General features: G+C 58.0%; 15 protein-coding genes and 1 pseudogene. 13 read left to right on the plus strand and 3 right to left on the minus strand.

Annotation, left to right across the window (positions count from 1 at the left end):
• Positions 1-4 precede the first annotated feature (4 nt).
• Both rpoH and K5I40_RS19445 read left to right on the plus strand, forming a co-directional pair.
• Complete coding sequence (rpoH, locus tag K5I40_RS19440; RefSeq protein ID WP_032614938.1) at positions 5-862, plus strand: RNA polymerase sigma factor RpoH; 858 nt, start codon at positions 5-7, stop codon at positions 860-862.
• Positions 863-1,160: 298 nt separating this feature from the next.
• The gene (locus tag K5I40_RS19445) at positions 1,161-2,261 is read left to right on the plus strand and encodes a branched-chain amino acid ABC transporter substrate-binding protein (protein ID WP_082019626.1); all 1,101 of its coding nucleotides are present in this window, start codon (positions 1,161-1,163) and stop codon (positions 2,259-2,261) included.
• Between the two features lie 173 nt (positions 2,262-2,434).
• On the opposite strand, the gene panM is transcribed toward K5I40_RS19445, so the two are convergent.
• Entirely contained in the window at positions 2,435-2,818 is a 384-nt protein-coding gene (gene panM / locus K5I40_RS19450; protein ID WP_039032508.1) for an aspartate 1-decarboxylase autocleavage activator PanM, read from the minus strand.
• 424 nt (positions 2,819-3,242) lie between these two features.
• Here panM and livK point away from each other — a divergent pair.
• From livK to ugpQ, 10 genes and pseudogenes are all read left to right on the plus strand, one after another.
• Positions 3,243-4,351, plus strand: a pseudogene (livK, locus tag K5I40_RS19455) (high-affinity branched-chain amino acid ABC transporter substrate-binding protein LivK).
• 50 nt (positions 4,352-4,401) lie between these two features.
• A complete protein-coding gene (livH, locus tag K5I40_RS19460; RefSeq protein WP_039032510.1) occupies positions 4,402-5,328 on the plus strand; it encodes a high-affinity branched-chain amino acid ABC transporter permease LivH in 927 nt (308 codons plus the stop codon).
• The gene (locus K5I40_RS19465) at positions 5,325-6,602 is read left to right on the plus strand and encodes a high-affinity branched-chain amino acid ABC transporter permease LivM (RefSeq protein WP_039032511.1); all 1,278 of its coding nucleotides are present in this window, start codon (positions 5,325-5,327) and stop codon (positions 6,600-6,602) included. Before livH ends, K5I40_RS19465 begins: the two co-directional genes overlap by 4 nt.
• Entirely contained in the window at positions 6,599-7,366 is a 768-nt protein-coding gene (gene livG, locus K5I40_RS19470; protein ID WP_039032512.1) for a high-affinity branched-chain amino acid ABC transporter ATP-binding protein LivG, read from the plus strand. The genes K5I40_RS19465 and livG overlap by 4 nt, the downstream gene beginning before the upstream one ends.
• A 1-nt stretch (position 7,367) precedes the next feature.
• Positions 7,368-8,081 carry a high-affinity branched-chain amino acid ABC transporter ATP-binding protein LivF gene (livF, locus tag K5I40_RS19475; protein ID WP_039032513.1) on the plus strand — a complete coding sequence of 238 codons (714 nt, stop codon included), beginning with the start codon at positions 7,368-7,370 and terminating at the stop codon, positions 8,079-8,081.
• 243 nt (positions 8,082-8,324) lie between these two features.
• Entirely contained in the window at positions 8,325-9,641 is a 1,317-nt protein-coding gene (gene ugpB / locus K5I40_RS19480) for a sn-glycerol-3-phosphate ABC transporter substrate-binding protein UgpB (protein ID WP_039032514.1), read from the plus strand.
• A gap of 101 nt (positions 9,642-9,742) precedes the next feature.
• Complete coding sequence (gene ugpA, locus K5I40_RS19485; RefSeq protein ID WP_039032515.1) at positions 9,743-10,630, plus strand: sn-glycerol-3-phosphate ABC transporter permease UgpA; 888 nt, start codon at positions 9,743-9,745, stop codon at positions 10,628-10,630.
• Positions 10,627-11,472, plus strand: a complete 846-nt coding sequence (ugpE, locus tag K5I40_RS19490) for a sn-glycerol-3-phosphate ABC transporter permease UgpE (RefSeq protein WP_223075690.1) — start codon at positions 10,627-10,629, stop codon at positions 11,470-11,472. The genes ugpA and ugpE overlap by 4 nt, the downstream gene beginning before the upstream one ends.
• 1 nt (position 11,473) lies before the next feature.
• Complete coding sequence (locus K5I40_RS19495) at positions 11,474-12,544, plus strand: sn-glycerol-3-phosphate import ATP-binding protein UgpC (protein WP_223075689.1); 1,071 nt, start codon at positions 11,474-11,476, stop codon at positions 12,542-12,544.
• On the plus strand, positions 12,541-13,281 hold the full coding sequence (ugpQ, locus tag K5I40_RS19500; RefSeq protein ID WP_223075688.1) for a glycerophosphodiester phosphodiesterase: 741 nt from the start codon (positions 12,541-12,543) through the stop codon (positions 13,279-13,281). The genes K5I40_RS19495 and ugpQ overlap by 4 nt, the downstream gene beginning before the upstream one ends.
• On the opposite strand, the gene K5I40_RS19505 is transcribed toward ugpQ, so the two are convergent.
• Positions 13,278-13,658, minus strand: coding sequence for a DUF2756 family protein (locus K5I40_RS19505; RefSeq protein WP_223075687.1), 381 nt, complete (start codon positions 13,656-13,658; stop codon positions 13,278-13,280). The genes ugpQ and K5I40_RS19505 overlap by 4 nt on opposite strands.
• Before the next feature lie 125 nt (positions 13,659-13,783).
• Between K5I40_RS19505 and ggt the strand changes: the two genes are divergently transcribed.
• Positions 13,784-15,526 carry a gamma-glutamyltransferase gene (ggt, locus tag K5I40_RS19510; protein ID WP_223075686.1) on the plus strand — a complete coding sequence of 581 codons (1,743 nt, stop codon included), beginning with the start codon at positions 13,784-13,786 and terminating at the stop codon, positions 15,524-15,526.
• Positions 15,527-15,611: 85 nt separating this feature from the next.
• Here ggt and yhhY read toward each other — a convergent pair whose 3' ends face one another.
• Entirely contained in the window at positions 15,612-16,100 is a 489-nt protein-coding gene (gene yhhY / locus K5I40_RS19515) for an N-acetyltransferase (protein WP_139563763.1), read from the minus strand.
• Between the last annotated feature and the right edge of the window lie 16 nt (positions 16,101-16,116).

Consider the following 16,116-nt stretch of genomic DNA (forward strand, 5'->3'; position numbering starts at 1 on the left):
ATGAATGACCAAAGAAATGCAAACTTTAGCTTTAGCCCCTGTTGGTAACCTGGAATCTTACATCCGGGCCGCTAACACCTGGCCGATGTTGACGGCTGAGGAAGAAAAGGAGCTTGCTGAAAAGCTGCATTACCAGGGCGATCTGGAAGCAGCTAAGACGCTGATCCTGTCTCACCTGCGCTTTGTTGTTCACGTTGCTCGTAACTACGCGGGCTACGGCCTGCCGCAGGCAGACCTGATCCAGGAAGGTAACATCGGCCTGATGAAGGCGGTGCGTCGCTTTAACCCGGAAGTGGGTGTGCGTCTGGTCTCCTTTGCCGTGCACTGGATCAAAGCGGAAATTCACGAATACGTGCTGCGTAACTGGCGTATCGTGAAGGTCGCGACCACCAAAGCACAGCGTAAGCTGTTCTTTAACCTGCGTAAAACCAAGCAGCGTCTGGGCTGGTTCAACCAGGATGAAGTTGAAATGGTTGCCCGCGAGCTGGGCGTTTCCAGCAAAGACGTGCGTGAAATGGAATCGCGGATGGCCGCGCAGGACATGACCTTTGATATGTCCTCCGACGACGATGCCTCCGACAGCCAGCCGATGGCCCCGGTCCTGTATCTGCAGGATAAATCGTCCAACTTTGCTGACGGCATTGAAGACGACAACTGGGAAGAGCAGGCCGCTAACAAGCTGACCTATGCAATGGAAGGCCTCGACGAGCGTAGTCAGGATATTATCCGTGCCCGCTGGCTGGACGAAGACAACAAGTCCACCCTGCAGGAGCTGGCCGACCGCTACGGCGTCTCCGCTGAACGTGTACGTCAGCTGGAAAAGAACGCCATGAAAAAACTTCGCGCCGCTATCGAAGCCTAATCCTCGCGAAGTGCCCCGATAACCCTCGAATGCAAATTCGGGGGTTTTGTTTTTTTAGCCCCCCTCCTGGCGAATTCTCCCTCCTTCGCAAACACTTATCGCAGCGTTGTGTGCTGACTCGTTAAAGCCTCGCTTACCTTATATACATTTCAAAATAGCTATTCCAAATAGATAAAAATGGGGTATGTTTTAGCAGAGTATGCTGAAAAGGCGCGCACGGCAGACACATAATCGAAATAAAGCGCCATAAAACAACATCACAACAAACACAATAACCATCACAATGGGGATTCTCAGGATGAATATGAAGGGTAAAGCCTTACTGGCAGGATGTATCGCGCTGGCATTCAGCACTATGGCTCAGGCGGATATCAAAGTGGCCGTGGTTGGCGCCATGTCCGGTCCGGTAGCGCAATACGGCGACCAGGAATTTACAGGTGCAGAGCAGGCGGTTGCCGACATTAATGCCAAGGGCGGTATCAAAGGCGAAAAGCTGCAGATCGTAAAATATGATGATGCCTGTGACCCGAAACAAGCGGTTGCGGTTGCCAACAAAGTGGTGAATGACGGCATCAAATATGTTATCGGCCACCTGTGCTCCTCTTCCACACAGCCAGCGTCTGACATCTACGAAGACGAAGGCATTCTGATGATCACCCCTGCCGCCACCGCGCCGGAGCTGACTTCCCGTGGCTATAAGATGGTGATGCGTACCACCGGTCTGGACTCCGACCAGGGCCCAACTGCGGCGAAATACATCGTCGATAAAGTGAAGCCGAAGCGTATCGCAATCGTTCATGACAAACAGCAGTACGGTGAAGGCCTGGCGCGTTCCGTGCAGGACAACCTGAAAAAATCTAACGCCAACGTAGTGTTCTTCGACGGTATCACCGCCGGTGAGAAAGACTTCTCTACCCTGGTGGCGCGCCTGAAGAAAGAGAACATCGATTTCGTTTACTACGGTGGCTACCACCCGGAGATGGGCCAGATCCTGCGTCAGTCTCGTGCGGCCGGTCTGAAAACCCAGTTCATGGGCCCGGAAGGCGTTGCGAACGTCTCCCTGTCTAACATCGCCGGTGAATCTGCTGAAGGTCTGCTGGTGACCAAGCCGAAGAACTACGACCAGGTTCCTGCGAACAAACCTATCGTAGATGCCATCAAGGCGAAGAAACAGGATCCAAGCGGTGCTTTCGTATGGACCACCTACGCTGCGCTGCAAACCCTGCAGGCGGGCCTGAATCAGTCAGCAGAACCGGCTGAAATCGCCACCTGGCTGAAAGCGAACTCCGTTGAAACCGTAATGGGGCCGCTGTCCTGGGATGAGAAGGGCGATCTGAAAGGCTTCGAGTTTGGTGTATTCGACTGGCATGCTAACGGTACAGCGACCGACGCCAAATAATTTTCCCGTCGCCTTTCGCGCCGCAGGTGCGTTGGCTGCGTTATTCAACCCCGGTCACTTACTTATGTAAGCTCCCGGGGATTTCATAACTTGCCGCCTTCCTGCAACACGAAATTCTTGGGAAAATGCTGCGGAGCATGTAGGCCGGGTAAGCGTAGCGCCACCCGGCTTTTTTAACGCTTCTCCCAACCATTACTTTGCGCCGTGAACCCCAGCGCCTGCATAAAGGCCGCCATCACGCCCCTGTCTTCCACGCCGACGTCCGCCATCCACCACGAGGCCACGCTCGGGTTGTCGCGAATCACTTCCTCAATCAAATATTGCCCCACGCCGCGACGGCGGGTGACTTCGCGCACGCGCAGGGAATCCAGCGCCCCTTGCGTCCCGCTCAGCGTTACCCGCACCGCGCCTAACAGCCGCTCGTTAAAGCGCGCAGCATAAATACGGTGGGTGTCGTCAACGTTGAGGGAGGAGGGGGAATATTCCGGCCAGATCTTGTTGAGGTCGATATGATCCTGGTCGCTAAAGTTCTCCAGACGGTGGATGGTCAGTTTCATTAGCCGCTTGTCCAAATCAAAAAGAGTGCAGGCAGTGTACTCAATTTATTCTGTCAGACGCTTCCACTTTTTAAACCCATTACCTAGCTGATTACTTTTTTAGCGTTGCGTTGCGTAGTTTTAAAACGCAGGGATCGAAAAATAAGCAGAATTTTAACCTAAAAGGCAGCGTTTTATTCGGCGCATTGTACCGTTATTTTATGCTGCAATTCGTGCTTTTATTTGTTTATCTCTGCCTGATTTCAGAATATTATCTTTGCTTAATCGCCTGAAATATAGAGATTTTAGTCTGATTTTTGTGAAAAAACTGCGCTAAACCATTAAAGGCAATAGCAAAAGTTGCGTTGTTTATTAAAAGTACAGAATGCTTTTTAACCATAATAAAACAAAATATATACATCACGTCACGAATGGGGATTCACCGATGAAAAGGAACGCGAAAGCATTACTCGCGGGAATGGTTGCACTGGCAGTTTCACAGGCAGCCATGGCGGAAGATATTAAAGTTGCCGTAGTAGGTGCGTTGTCCGGCCCTGTTGCCCAATGGGGTGATATGGAGTTCAATGGCGCGCGCAGGCAATTAAAGACATCAACGCCAAAGGCGGCATCAAAGGCGACAAACTGGTTGCCGTGGAATATGACGATGCCTGCGACCCGAAACAGGCCGTTGCCGTTGCCAACAAAATTGTTAACGATGGCATTCAGTATGTGATTGGCCATCTCTGCTCCTCCTCCACCCAGCCAGCGTCCGATATCTACGAGGACGAAGGCATTCTGATGATCACGCCGGGCGCCACTAACCCGGAACTGACCCAGCGCGGCTATCAGTACATCATGCGCACCGCCGGGCTCGACTCGTCTCAGGGGCCGACCGCGGCGAAGTACATCCTCGAAAGCGTTAAGCCGCAGCGTATTGCCATCATTCACGATAAGCAGCAGTACGGCGAAGGGCTGGCCCGCTCCGTCCAGGACGGCCTGAAGAAAGGCGGCGCTAACGTGGTCTTCTTCGACGGCATTACCGCAGGCGAAAAAGACTTCTCCGCGCTGCTGGCGCGTCTGCAAAAAGAGAATATCGACTTCGTTTACTACGGCGGCTACTACCCGGAAATGGGCCAGATGCTGCGCCAGGCGCGTTCTATCGGCCTGAAAACCCAGTTTATGGGGCCGGAAGGGGTGGGTAACGCCTCGCTGTCGAACATTGCGGGCGATGCGGGCGAAGGCATGCTGGTGACGATGCCAAAACGCTATGACCAGGATCCGGCGAACAGCGCTATCGTGAACGCGCTGAAAGCCGAGAAGAAAGACGCAAGTGGTCCGTACGTCTGGATCACCTATGCCGCCGTACAGTCTCTGGCCACCGCCATGGATCGTACCGGCAGCAAAGCGCCGCAGGATCTGATTAAAGATTTAAAAGCACACGGGGCAGATACCGTGATTGGGCCGCTGAACTGGGATGAGAAAGGCGATCTGAAGGGATTTGAGTTTGGTGTCTTTAAGTGGCACGCCGACGGTTCGTCCTCGGTCGCCAAATAATCATGATCCCACCGCCCGGCAGGTCCGGGCGGGAATAGAAAGGTTACCTTATGTCCGAGCAGTTTCTCTATTTTCTGCAGCAGATGTTTAACGGCGTTACGCTGGGAAGCACCTATGCACTGATCGCCATCGGCTACACGATGGTGTATGGCATTATCGGCATGATCAACTTCGCCCACGGCGAGGTGTATATGATCGGCAGTTATGTCTCCTTTATGATTATCGCCGCACTGATGATGATGGGGATCGACAGCAGCTGGCTGCTGGTGGCCGCCGGATTTGTCGGGGCGATTGTCATTGCCAGCGCCTACGGCTGGAGTATCGAACGGGTGGCCTATCGCCCGGTGCGAAGCTCCAAGCGTCTGATTGCGCTGATCTCCGCGATTGGTATGTCCATCTTCCTGCAGAACTATGTTAGCCTGACCGAAGGGTCCCGCGACGTGGCGCTGCCAAGCCTGTTTAACGGCCAGTGGATTGTGGGTGCCAGCGAGAACTTCTCGGCGTCGATTACCACCATGCAGCTGGTGATCTGGATTGTGACCTTCCTCGCCATGCTGGCGCTGACCCTGTTTATCCGCTACTCCCGTATGGGCCGCGCCTGCCGCGCCTGTGCGGAAGACCTGAAAATGGCGAGCCTGCTCGGCATCAACACCGACCGCGTGATCGCCCTGACCTTCGTGATTGGTGCGGCGATGGCGGCCGTTGCTGGTGTTCTGCTCGGCCAGTTCTACGGCGTGATCAACCCGTACATCGGCTTTATGGCCGGGATGAAAGCCTTCACCGCGGCGGTACTGGGCGGTATCGGCAGCATTCCGGGCGCGATGATCGGCGGCCTGATTCTGGGCGTGGCCGAAGCGCTCTCCTCTGCTTACCTGAGTACCGAATATAAAGATGTGGTGTCGTTTGCCCTGCTGATTCTGGTTCTGCTGGTTATGCCTACCGGTATTCTGGGTCGTCCGGAGGTAGAGAAAGTATGAAACCGATGCATTTTGCGATGGCGCTGCTTTCTGCGGCGATGTTCTTCCTGCTGGCGGGCGTCTTTATGGGCGTGCAGCTGCAGCTGAGCGGCACAAAGCTGGTGGTGGATTCCGCCTCTGATATCCGCTGGCAGTGGGTGTTTGTCGGCACCGCAGTGGTCTTCTTCTTCCAGCTGCTGCGTCCGCTGTTCCAGAAGGCGCTGAAAAACGTCTCCGGGCCGAAGTTTGTTCTGCCGGCCATCGACGGCTCGACCGTTAAACAGAAGCTGTTCCTGGTGGCGCTGCTGGTGGCTGCCGTGGCGTGGCCGTTCGTGGTCTCGCGCGGGACGGTGGATATCGCCACCCTGACCATGATTTACGTCATTCTGGGCCTCGGCCTGAACGTGGTGGTGGGCCTGTCTGGCCTGCTGGTGCTGGGCTACGGCGGCTTCTACGCCATCGGCGCGTACACCTTTGCCCTGCTGAACCACTATTACGGTCTCGGCTTCTGGACCTGTCTGCCGCTGGCGGGGCTGGTCTCTGCGGCGGCGGGCTTCCTGCTCGGCTTCCCGGTGCTGCGCCTGCGCGGTGACTATCTGGCGATTGTGACCTTAGGCTTCGGCGAAATTGTCCGTATCCTGCTGCTCAACAATACCGAAGTGACCGGCGGCCCGAACGGCATCAGCCAGATCCCAAAACCGACCTTCTTCGGTCTGGAGTTCAGCCGTTCCGCCCGTGAAGGCGGCTGGGACACCTTCAGCAACTTCTTCGGCGTGAAGTACGATCCGTCCGACCGCGTGATCTGGCTCTACCTGGTGGCGCTGCTGCTGGTGGTCATCACCCTGTTCGTGATTAACCGTCTGCTGCGCATGCCGCTGGGACGTGCGTGGGAAGCGCTGCGTGAAGATGAGATCGCCTGTCGCTCCCTGGGCCTGAACCCGACCCGCATCAAGCTGACCGCCTTTACCATCAGCGCCGCGTTTGCCGGTTTCGCCGGAACGCTGTTTGCCGCGCGCCAGGGCTTCGTCAGCCCGGAATCCTTTACCTTTGCGGAATCCGCGTTCGTGCTGGCTATCGTGGTGCTCGGCGGGATGGGTTCGCAGTTTGCCGTTATTCTCGCGGCCATCCTGCTGGTGGTCTCCCGTGAGCTGATGCGCGACTTTAACGAATACAGCATGCTGATGCTCGGTGGTTTGATGGTACTGATGATGATCTGGCGTCCGCAGGGCTTGCTGCCGATGACCCGTCCACAGCTGAAACTGAAAAACGGGCAAGCGAAAGGAGAGCAGGCATGAGTCAGCCATTATTATCCGTTAACGGCCTGATGATGCGTTTTGGCGGCCTGCTGGCGGTCAACAATGTGTCTCTGGATCTGCATCAGAAAGAGATTGTTTCGCTGATCGGCCCGAACGGTGCCGGTAAAACCACGGTCTTTAACTGTCTGACCGGTTTCTACAAACCGACGGGCGGCACCATCATGCTGCGCGACCAGCACCTGGAAGGGCTGCCGGGCCAGCAGATTGCCCGCATGGGCGTGGTGCGTACCTTCCAGCACGTGCGTCTGTTCCGCGAGATGACGGTGATCGAGAACCTGCTGGTGGCGCAACATCAGCAGCTGAAAACCGGGCTCTTCTCCGGCCTGCTGAAAACCCCGGCGTTTCGCCGTGCCCAGGATGAAGCTTTAGATCGCGCCGCCACCTGGCTCGACCGTATCGGTCTGTTGCAGCACGCTAACCGTCAGGCCAGCAACCTGGCCTACGGTGACCAGCGTCGTCTGGAGATTATCCGCTGCATGGTGACTCAGCCGGAGATCCTGATGCTCGACGAACCGGCGGCAGGGCTTAATCCGAAAGAGACCAAAGAGCTGGACGAGCTGATTGTCGAGCTGCGTAACCATCACGACACCACCATCCTGCTGATTGAGCATGATATGAAGCTGGTGATGGGCATTTCGGATCGTATTTACGTGGTGAACCAGGGCACGCCGCTGGCGAACGGGACGCCGGAAGAGATCCGCAACAACCCGGACGTGATCCGCGCTTATCTGGGTGAGGCATAAGATGGAAAAAGCGATGTTATCTTTTGACAAGGTTAATGCCCACTACGGCAAGATCCAGGCGCTGCACGACGTCAGCCTGCACATCAACCAGGGGGAGATCGTCACCCTGATTGGGGCCAACGGCGCGGGGAAAACCACCCTGCTCGGCACCCTGTGCGGCGATCCGCGCGCCACCAGCGGGCGTATCGTTTTTGACGGTAAAGACATTACCGACTGGCAGACTGCCAGAATCATGCGTGAAGCGGTGGCGATTGTCCCGGAAGGGCGTCGCGTCTTCTCGCGCATGACGGTGGAAGAGAACCTGGCGATGGGCGGCTTCTTTGCCGAGCGCGAGCAGTTCCAGACCCGCATCAAGCGCGTGTATGACCTGTTCCCGCGTCTGTTTGAGCGTCGTATTCAGCGAGCGGGCACCATGTCCGGCGGTGAACAGCAGATGCTGGCGATTGGCCGTGCGCTGATGAGCCAGCCGCGCCTGCTGCTGCTCGACGAACCGTCCCTCGGGCTGGCGCCGATCATCATTCAGCAGATCTTCGACACCATCGAGCAGTTGCGTAGCGAAGGGATGACCATCTTCCTCGTGGAGCAGAACGCCAATCAGGCGCTGAAGCTCGCGGATCGCGGCTACGTGCTGGAGAACGGTCGCGTGGTGCTGGAAGACACCGGCGACGCGCTGCTGGCGAACGAAGCGGTTCGGAGTGCGTACCTGGGCGGGTAGGTAAAAGCAAAAAGGCAACGCAAGTTGCCTTTTTTAATGTTTGCACCCTCTCCCTGTGGGAGAGGGCCGGGGTGAGGGCAACCGACCGCACCCAACTTTTTCATATTTCCATCATCCCCCTGACGCCTTGCTGTCATCTCTCTGTAAACAAAAAGTTATTTTTCTGTAATTCGAGCATGTCATGTTACCTCGCGAGCACAAAACGCGTGATATCGCGCATCCGGCACAATAAGAGAGATGACAATGACATCGTTACGACACACAGCTTTGGGTCTGGCAATGGGTCTGGCGTTTGCGACTAACGCAATGGCCGTCACCACTATTCCGTTCTGGCATTCCATGGAAGGGGAGTTGGGTAAAGAAGTTGACTCCCTGGCGCAACGTTTCAACGACAGCCACCCGGACTACAAGATTGTGCCGGTGTATAAAGGCAACTACGAGCAGAGCCTGAGCGCGGGCATTGCCGCATTCCGTACCGGCAACGCCCCTGCGCTGCTGCAGGTTTACGAAGTGGGCACCGCCACCATGATGGCCTCCAAAGCCATCAAGCCGGTGTATGAAGTGTTTAAAGATGCGGGTATCAACTTCGACGAGTCCCAGTTCGTGCCGACCGTCTCCGGTTACTACACCGACTCCAAATCCGGCCATCTGCTCTCCCAGCCGTTTAACAGCTCCACCCCGGTGCTGTACTACAACAAAGACGCCTTCAAAAAAGCCGGTTTAGATCCGGAGCAGCCGCCGAAAACCTGGCAGGATCTGGCGGCGTACACCGCCAAACTGAAAGCGGCCGGCATGAAGTGTGGCTACGCGAGCGGCTGGCAGGGCTGGATCCAGATCGAGAACTTCAGCGCCTGGCACGGCAAGCCGGTGGCGACTGAAAACAACGGTTTCAACGGCACTAATGCGGTACTGGAATTCAACAAGCCGGAGCAGGTGAAGCACATCGCCCTGCTGGAAGAACTGAACAAGAAGGGTGATTTCAGCTACTTCGGGCGTAAAGACGAATCCACCGAGAAGTTCTACAGCGGCGACTGCGCCATCACCACCGCCTCGTCCGGCTCGCTGGCGGATATTCGCCACTACGCCAAATTCAACTACGGCGTGGGGATGATGCCGTACGACGCTGATTCTGAAGGCGCGCCGCAGAACGCCATCATCGGCGGGGCGAGCCTGTGGGTGATGCAGGGCAAAGACAAGGAGACCTACAAAGGCGTAGCCGAGTTCCTCGACTTCCTGGCGAAACCAGAAAACGCGGCGGAATGGCATCAGAAGACCGGCTACCTGCCGATCACCAAAGCCGCCTATGACCTGACCCGCGAGCAGGGCTTCTACGACAAGAACCCGGGGGCGGATATCGCCACGCGCCAGATGCTGAACAAGCCGCCGTTGCCGTACACCAAAGGCCTGCGCCTGGGCAACATGCCGCAGATCCGTACCATCGTGGATGAAGAGCTTGAGAGCGTGTGGACCGGTAAGAAAACCCCACAGCAGGCGCTGGATGCGGCCGTCGAGCGTGGCAACCAGCTACTGCGCCGCTTTGAGCAGTCGACTAAATCGTAAAAAATGCCCGGTGGCGCTGCGCTTACCGGGCCTACGATGTGCCCCATGTAGGCCGGGTAAGGCGTAGCCGCCACCCGGCACTGTTCAGGAATCCAATCTCCATGTCCTCATCCCGTCCGGTGTTTCGTTCCCGTTGGCTGCCGTACCTGCTGGTCGCGCCGCAACTGGTCATCACCGTTATCTTCTTTATCTGGCCTGCGGGCGAAGCGCTGTGGTACTCGGTGCAGAGCGTCGATCCGTTCGGGCTCTCCAGCCAGTTTGTTGGCCTGGATAATTTCGCTGCCCTGTGGCACGACAGCTACTACATCGACGCCTTCTGGACGACGATCAAGTTCAGCACCCTGGTTACCTTCAGCGGCCTGATCGCCTCGCTGTTTTTCGCCGCGCTGGTGGATTACGTGGTGCGCGGCAGCCGTCTCTATCAGACCCTGATGCTGCTGCCCTACGCCGTGGCGCCCGCCGTCGCCGCCGTGCTGTGGATCTTCCTCTTCAACCCCGGGCGCGGGCTGATCACCCATTTCCTCGGTGAATTCGGCTATGACTGGAACCACGCCCAGAACAGCGGCCAGGCGATGTTCCTGGTCGTGTTCGCCTCGGTATGGAAGCAGATCAGCTACAACTTCCTGTTCTTCTTTGCCGCGCTGCAGTCCATCCCGCGCTCGCTGGTGGAAGCCGCCGCGATTGACGGCGCAGGCCCGATCCGCCGCTTCTTTAAACTGGCGCTGCCGCTGATCGCCCCGGTGAGTTTCTTCCTGCTGGTGGTCAACCTGGTCTACGCCTTCTTCGACACCTTCCCGGTGATCGACGCCGCCACCGCAGGCGGCCCGGTGCAGGCGACCACCACGCTTATCTATAAGATCTACCGCGAAGGGTTTGCCGGTCTGGATCTCTCGGCCTCTGCCGCCCAGTCGGTGGTGCTGATGTTCCTCGTCATCATCCTCACGGTGGTGCAGTTCCGCTATGTCGAAAGTAAGGTGCGCTACCAATGATTGAGAACCGTCGCGGGCTGACGATTTTCAGCCATACCATGCTGATTCTGGGAATCGTCGTCATCCTGTTCCCGCTGTACGTGGCCTTTGTTGCCGCCACGCTGGATCGCAACGCCATATTCGAAACCCCGATGACGCTTATCCCCGGCGGCCATCTTTTTGAAAATATGGCGACTATCTGGACCCACGGCGTCGGCGTTAACAGCGCCCCGTTCTGGCTGATGATGCTCAACAGCTTCATCATGGCGCTGGGCATTACGGTGGGCAAAATAGTGGTGTCGATGCTGTCGGCCTTCGCTATCGTCTGGTTCCGCTTTCCGCTGCGTAACCTGTTCTTCTGGATGATCTTTATCACCCTGATGCTGCCGGTTGAGGTGCGTATCTTCCCGACGGTAGAGGTGATCGCTAACCTCGGCATGCTGGACAGTTATGCGGGCTTAACCCTGCCGCTGATGGCCTCGGCCACCGCCACCTTCCTGTTCCGCCAGTTCTTTATGACCCTGCCGGACGAACTGATTGAGGCCGCGCGTATCGACGGCGCGTCGCCGATGCGCTTCTTCCGCGACATCGTGCTGCCGCTGTCGAGAACCAACCTTGCGGCGCTGTTTGTGATCACCTTTATCTACGGCTGGAACCAGTATCTGTGGCCGCTGCTGATTATCCAGGACGTCAACCTCGGCACCGCCGTGGCGGGCATCAAAGGCATGATCGCCACCGGCGAAGGCACCACCCTCTGGAACCAGGTGATGGCGGCGATGCTGCTCACCCTTATCCCACCCGTAGTCATTGTTTTAGCCATGCAGCGTGCGTTTGTCCGCGGCCTGGTCGATAGCGAGAAATAAGATGGCAGGTTTAAAACTACAGGCAGTTACCAAAAGCTGGGACGGCAAAACCCAGGTCATTCAGCCCCTCACCCTCGACGTGGCGGACGGAGAATTTATCGTGATGGTCGGCCCGTCGGGCTGCGGCAAATCAACCCTGCTGCGCATGGTGGCTGGCCTTGAGCGCGTCACCTCGGGCGATATCTGGATCGACCGCAAGCGCGTCACCGAGATGGAGCCGAAAGACAGGGGCATCGCGATGGTGTTCCAGAACTACGCGCTTTATCCGCACATGAGCGTGGAGGAGAACATGGCCTGGGGGCTGAAAATCCGCGGCATGGGCAAAAGCCACATTGAGGAGCGCGTCAAAGAGGCGGCGCGTATTCTGGAGCTGGACGGCCTGCTGAAGCGACGCCCGCGCGAGCTCTCCGGCGGCCAGCGTCAGCGCGTGGCGATGGGCCGCGCCATCGTGCGCGATCCGGCGGTATTCCTGTTTGACGAACCGCTCTCAAACCTCGACGCCAAGCTGCGCGTGCAGATGCGTCTTGAGCTGCAGCAGCTGCACCGCCGCCTGAAAACCACCTCCCTGTACGTCACCCACGATCAGGTCGAGGCGATGACTCTCGCCCAGCGGGTGATGGTAATGAACAAAGGTGTCGCCGAGCAGATTGGCACCCCGGTGGAGGTGTACGAAAAGCCTGCCAGCCGCTTTGTGGCGAGCTTTATCGGTAGCCCGGCGATGAACCTGCTGGAGGGGCGCATCAGCGCTGCGGGCACCCATTTTGAAATGGACAGCGGCATGGCGCTGCCCATCAACTGGTTCTATCGCGGCTATGCCGGACGCAAAATGACCCTGGGTATCCGCCCGGAACATATTGCGCTAAGCTCGCAGGCGGAAGGCGGCGTACCGCTGGTGATGGACACCCTGGAGATGCTGGGGGCCGATAACCTGGCGCACGGACGCTGGGGCGAGCAGAAGCTGGTGGTGCGCATGTCGCATCAGGAGCGCCCGAAAGCGGGCAGCACGCTGTGGCTGCACCTGCCGGAAAATCATCTGCACTTATTTGATGGTGAAACAGGACAACGCATATGAGTAACTGGCCTTATCCCCGCATCGTCGCCCACCGGGGCGGCGGTAAACTGGCCCCGGAAAACACGCTGGCGGCCATCGACACCGGCGCACGCTACGGTCACACCATGATCGAGTTCGACGCCAAACTATCGAAAGACGGGGAGATCTTCCTCCTGCATGATGACAACCTCGAGCGTACCAGCAACGGCTGGGGCGTGGCGGGGGAGCTGCCGTGGCGCGACCTGCTGAAAGTGGATGCCGGAAGCTGGTTCAGCGGCGAATTCAAAGGCGAGCCGCTGCCGCTGCTTGCGGAAGTGGCCGATCGCTGTCGCCAGCACGGGATGATGGCCAACATCGAAATTAAACCGACCACCGGCACGGGGGCGTTAACCGGCAAGGTGATTGCGTTAGCGGCCCGGGAGCTGTGGGCAGGCATGACGCCGCCGCTGCTGTCGTCGTTTGAGATTGATGCCCTGGAAACGGCCCAGGCTGCGGCTCCGGAACTGCCGCGCGGGCTATTGCTGGACGAGTGGCGGGAAGACTGGCGCGAGCTGACCACCCGGCTGGGCTGCGTGTCGATTCACCTGAACCATCGTCTGCTGAATGAAGGGCGGGTAGAGGCGCTGAAAGCCGCGGGATTACATATCCTGGTTTACACCGTCAACCAGCCCCAGCGTGCAGCCGAACTGCTGCGCTGGGGTGTGGATTGCATCTGTACCGATGCGATTGCTCTTATTGGCCCGGACTTTCAGCCCTAAGGGTTATTCAGCATCGAACCATTCTGCTGCTGCGGCAGCATATGTTGCTGCTGCACGCCGCTGGCATCGACCCCGCCACCGCTGAGCATCCCGCCGTTGGTGTTAGGCAGAACCTGCACCCCCGGCTGGCTCTGCTGAATCCGCAGGGTGTCGTTATTCATCTGGGTTTGCAGATGCTGCTGCTGGACGCGGGTCTGCGTCTGCAGCTGCTGGTTGAGCATCCCTGTCTGCTGCTGCTGCTGGATCATCATCTGATTTTGCATTCGCTGCTGGCTGGGGTTCTGATAGCCCGGCTGGTTGGGGTTATTCAGGGTGTTGATCGGCTGCGCGAACACGGCAAACGGCAGTAACGCCGCAACAAGAATGAGTCGTTTCATGGTCATTCCCTCCTTCTGAGGCCTTACCTAAGTTTACCTCGAATCCGCCATTACGATGATTTTTTAAGAGTTATGAACCAGGATTAAGCGGGAGCCCGAGTCCCATCACCTGGAGAATTATAAAGATGAAACCAACGTTTATACGCTGGGTAGCGATTGCTGCCCTGACGGCAGGCGGTACGTTTTGCGTGGCGGCGAATCCTCCGGCGGCACCGCCGGTATCCTACGGCGTGGAGGAGGATGTGTTCCATCCCGTACGGGCGCAGAAGGGGATGGTTGCCTCGGTAGATGCTCTCGCCACCCAGGTCGGGGTGGATATCCTCAGGCAGGGCGGTAATGCGGTAGATGCGGCGGTGGCGGTGGGCTACGCGCTGGCGGTCACCCACCCGCAGGCTGGTAACCTCGGTGGCGGCGGTTTCATGATGCTGCGCACCAAAGAGGGCGTGACCACGGCCATCGACTTCCGTGAAATGGCCCCGGATCAGGCGACGCGCGACATGTTCCTCGACGAGCAGGGCAACGCCGACAGTAAAAAATCGCTTACCTCCCATCTGGCGACCGGCACGCCGGGCACTGTGGCGGGCTTCTCGCTGGCGCTGGATAAATACGGCACCCTGCCGCTGAACAAGGTGGTGCAGCCGGCCATCAAGCTGGCGCGCGACGGCTTTGAGGTCAACGATGCCCTGGCCGACGATCTGAAAACCTACGGCAGCGAAGTGATCCCCAACCATGAGAACAGCAAAGCGATCTTCTGGAAGGATGGCGAGCCGCTGAAGAAGGGCGACAAGCTGGTGCAGACCAACCTCGCCAAAAGCCTGGAGATGATCGCGGAGAACGGCCCGGATGCCTTCTATAAAGGTCCGATTGCCGACCAGATTGCCGAAGAGATGAGTAAAAACGGCGGGCTGATCACCAAAGCGGATCTGGCCGCCTACAAAGCGGTGGAGCGCACGCCAATCAGCGGCGACTATCGCGGGTATCAGGTCTACTCCATGCCGCCGCCGTCTTCCGGGGGCATCCATATCGTGCAGATCCTCAACATTCTTGAAAACTTCGATATGCACAAATTTGGCTTCGGCAGCGCGGATACGTTGCAGGTGATGGCCGAGGCGGAGAAGTATGCCTATGCCGACCGCTCGGAGTATCTGGGCGACCCGGATTTCGTCAAGGTGCCGTGGCAGGCGCTGACCAACAAAGCCTATGCCAAATCCCTGGCCGATCAGATCGATATCAACAAAGCCAGACCCTCGAGCGAGATCCGCCCCGGCAAGCTGGCGCCGTATGAGAGCAACCAGACCACCCACTTCTCGGTGGTGGATAAAGACGGAAACGCGGTGGCGGTGACCTATACGCTCAACACCACCTTCGGGACCGGGATCGTGGCGGGCAACAGCGGCATTCTGCTGAATAACGAGATGGATGACTTCTCGGCCAAGCCGGGCGTGCCGAACGTTTACGGGCTGGTGGGCGGGGATGCCAACGCCGTCGGGCCGAAGAAGCGTCCGCTGTCGTCGATGTCGCCGACCATCGTGGTGAAAGACGGTAAAACCTGGCTGGTGACCGGCAGCCCGGGCGGGAGCCGCATTATCACCACCGTCCTGCAGATGGTGGTCAACAGCATCGATTTCGGGATGAACGTGGCGGAAGCCACCAACGCGCCGCGCTTCCATCACCAGTGGCTGCCGGATGAGCTGCGGGTGGAGAAGGGCTTCAGCCCGGACACCCTGAAACTGCTGGAGCAGCGCGGGCAGAAAGTGGCGGTGAAAGAGGCGATGGGCAGCACCCAGAGCATTATGGTCGGGCCGGATGGCACGCTGTATGGGGCGTCGGATCCGCGTACGGTGGATGATTTGACAGCGGGATATTAGCCCGTTGCCCGGTGGCGCTGCGCTTACCGGGCCTACAACTGCACGAACGTAGGCCGGGTAAGGCGAAGCCGCCACCCGGCAAAAACTACTTCACCCGCGCCATATAAAGCGCATCCACAAATTCGCCGTCGCGCAGGGCAAACTTATTCCCGGTGCCTTCCACGACAAAGCCGTATTTGCGGTACAGGGCAACGGCGGACGGATTGTCGGAAAATACCGTCAGCTCAATGCGTTCGATGCGCAGCCAGTTGTCGCACAGGTTGATCATCTCCCGCATTAACGCGCTGCCCACACCGTGGCCCTGCACGTCGGCAGAAACGCCGATGCCAAAGGTTGCCACATGGCTGCGGCGGGGGTTTTCCATCACATCCAGCACCAGATGACCGACTACCTTATCGTCCAGGCAGGCCACCAGTTGGCGTCTGCCTGGCTTTCTCATCACCCGCTCCTGCCACATCTCCATCGAAGGATGAGGAAGTTGTAGTGTGTTGTGATACACCCCTGGATGGGCATTTAGCTGGCGTAAAGCTTCGGCATCGGCGGCTTCAACGTGGCGTATCACTATCTCACTCATTCCTTCGTCCTCAGTT

This window comes from Leclercia sp. LTM14, assembly GCF_023736175.1.
In the GTDB taxonomy this organism is placed as follows: domain Bacteria; phylum Pseudomonadota; class Gammaproteobacteria; order Enterobacterales; family Enterobacteriaceae; genus Enterobacter; species Enterobacter barmai.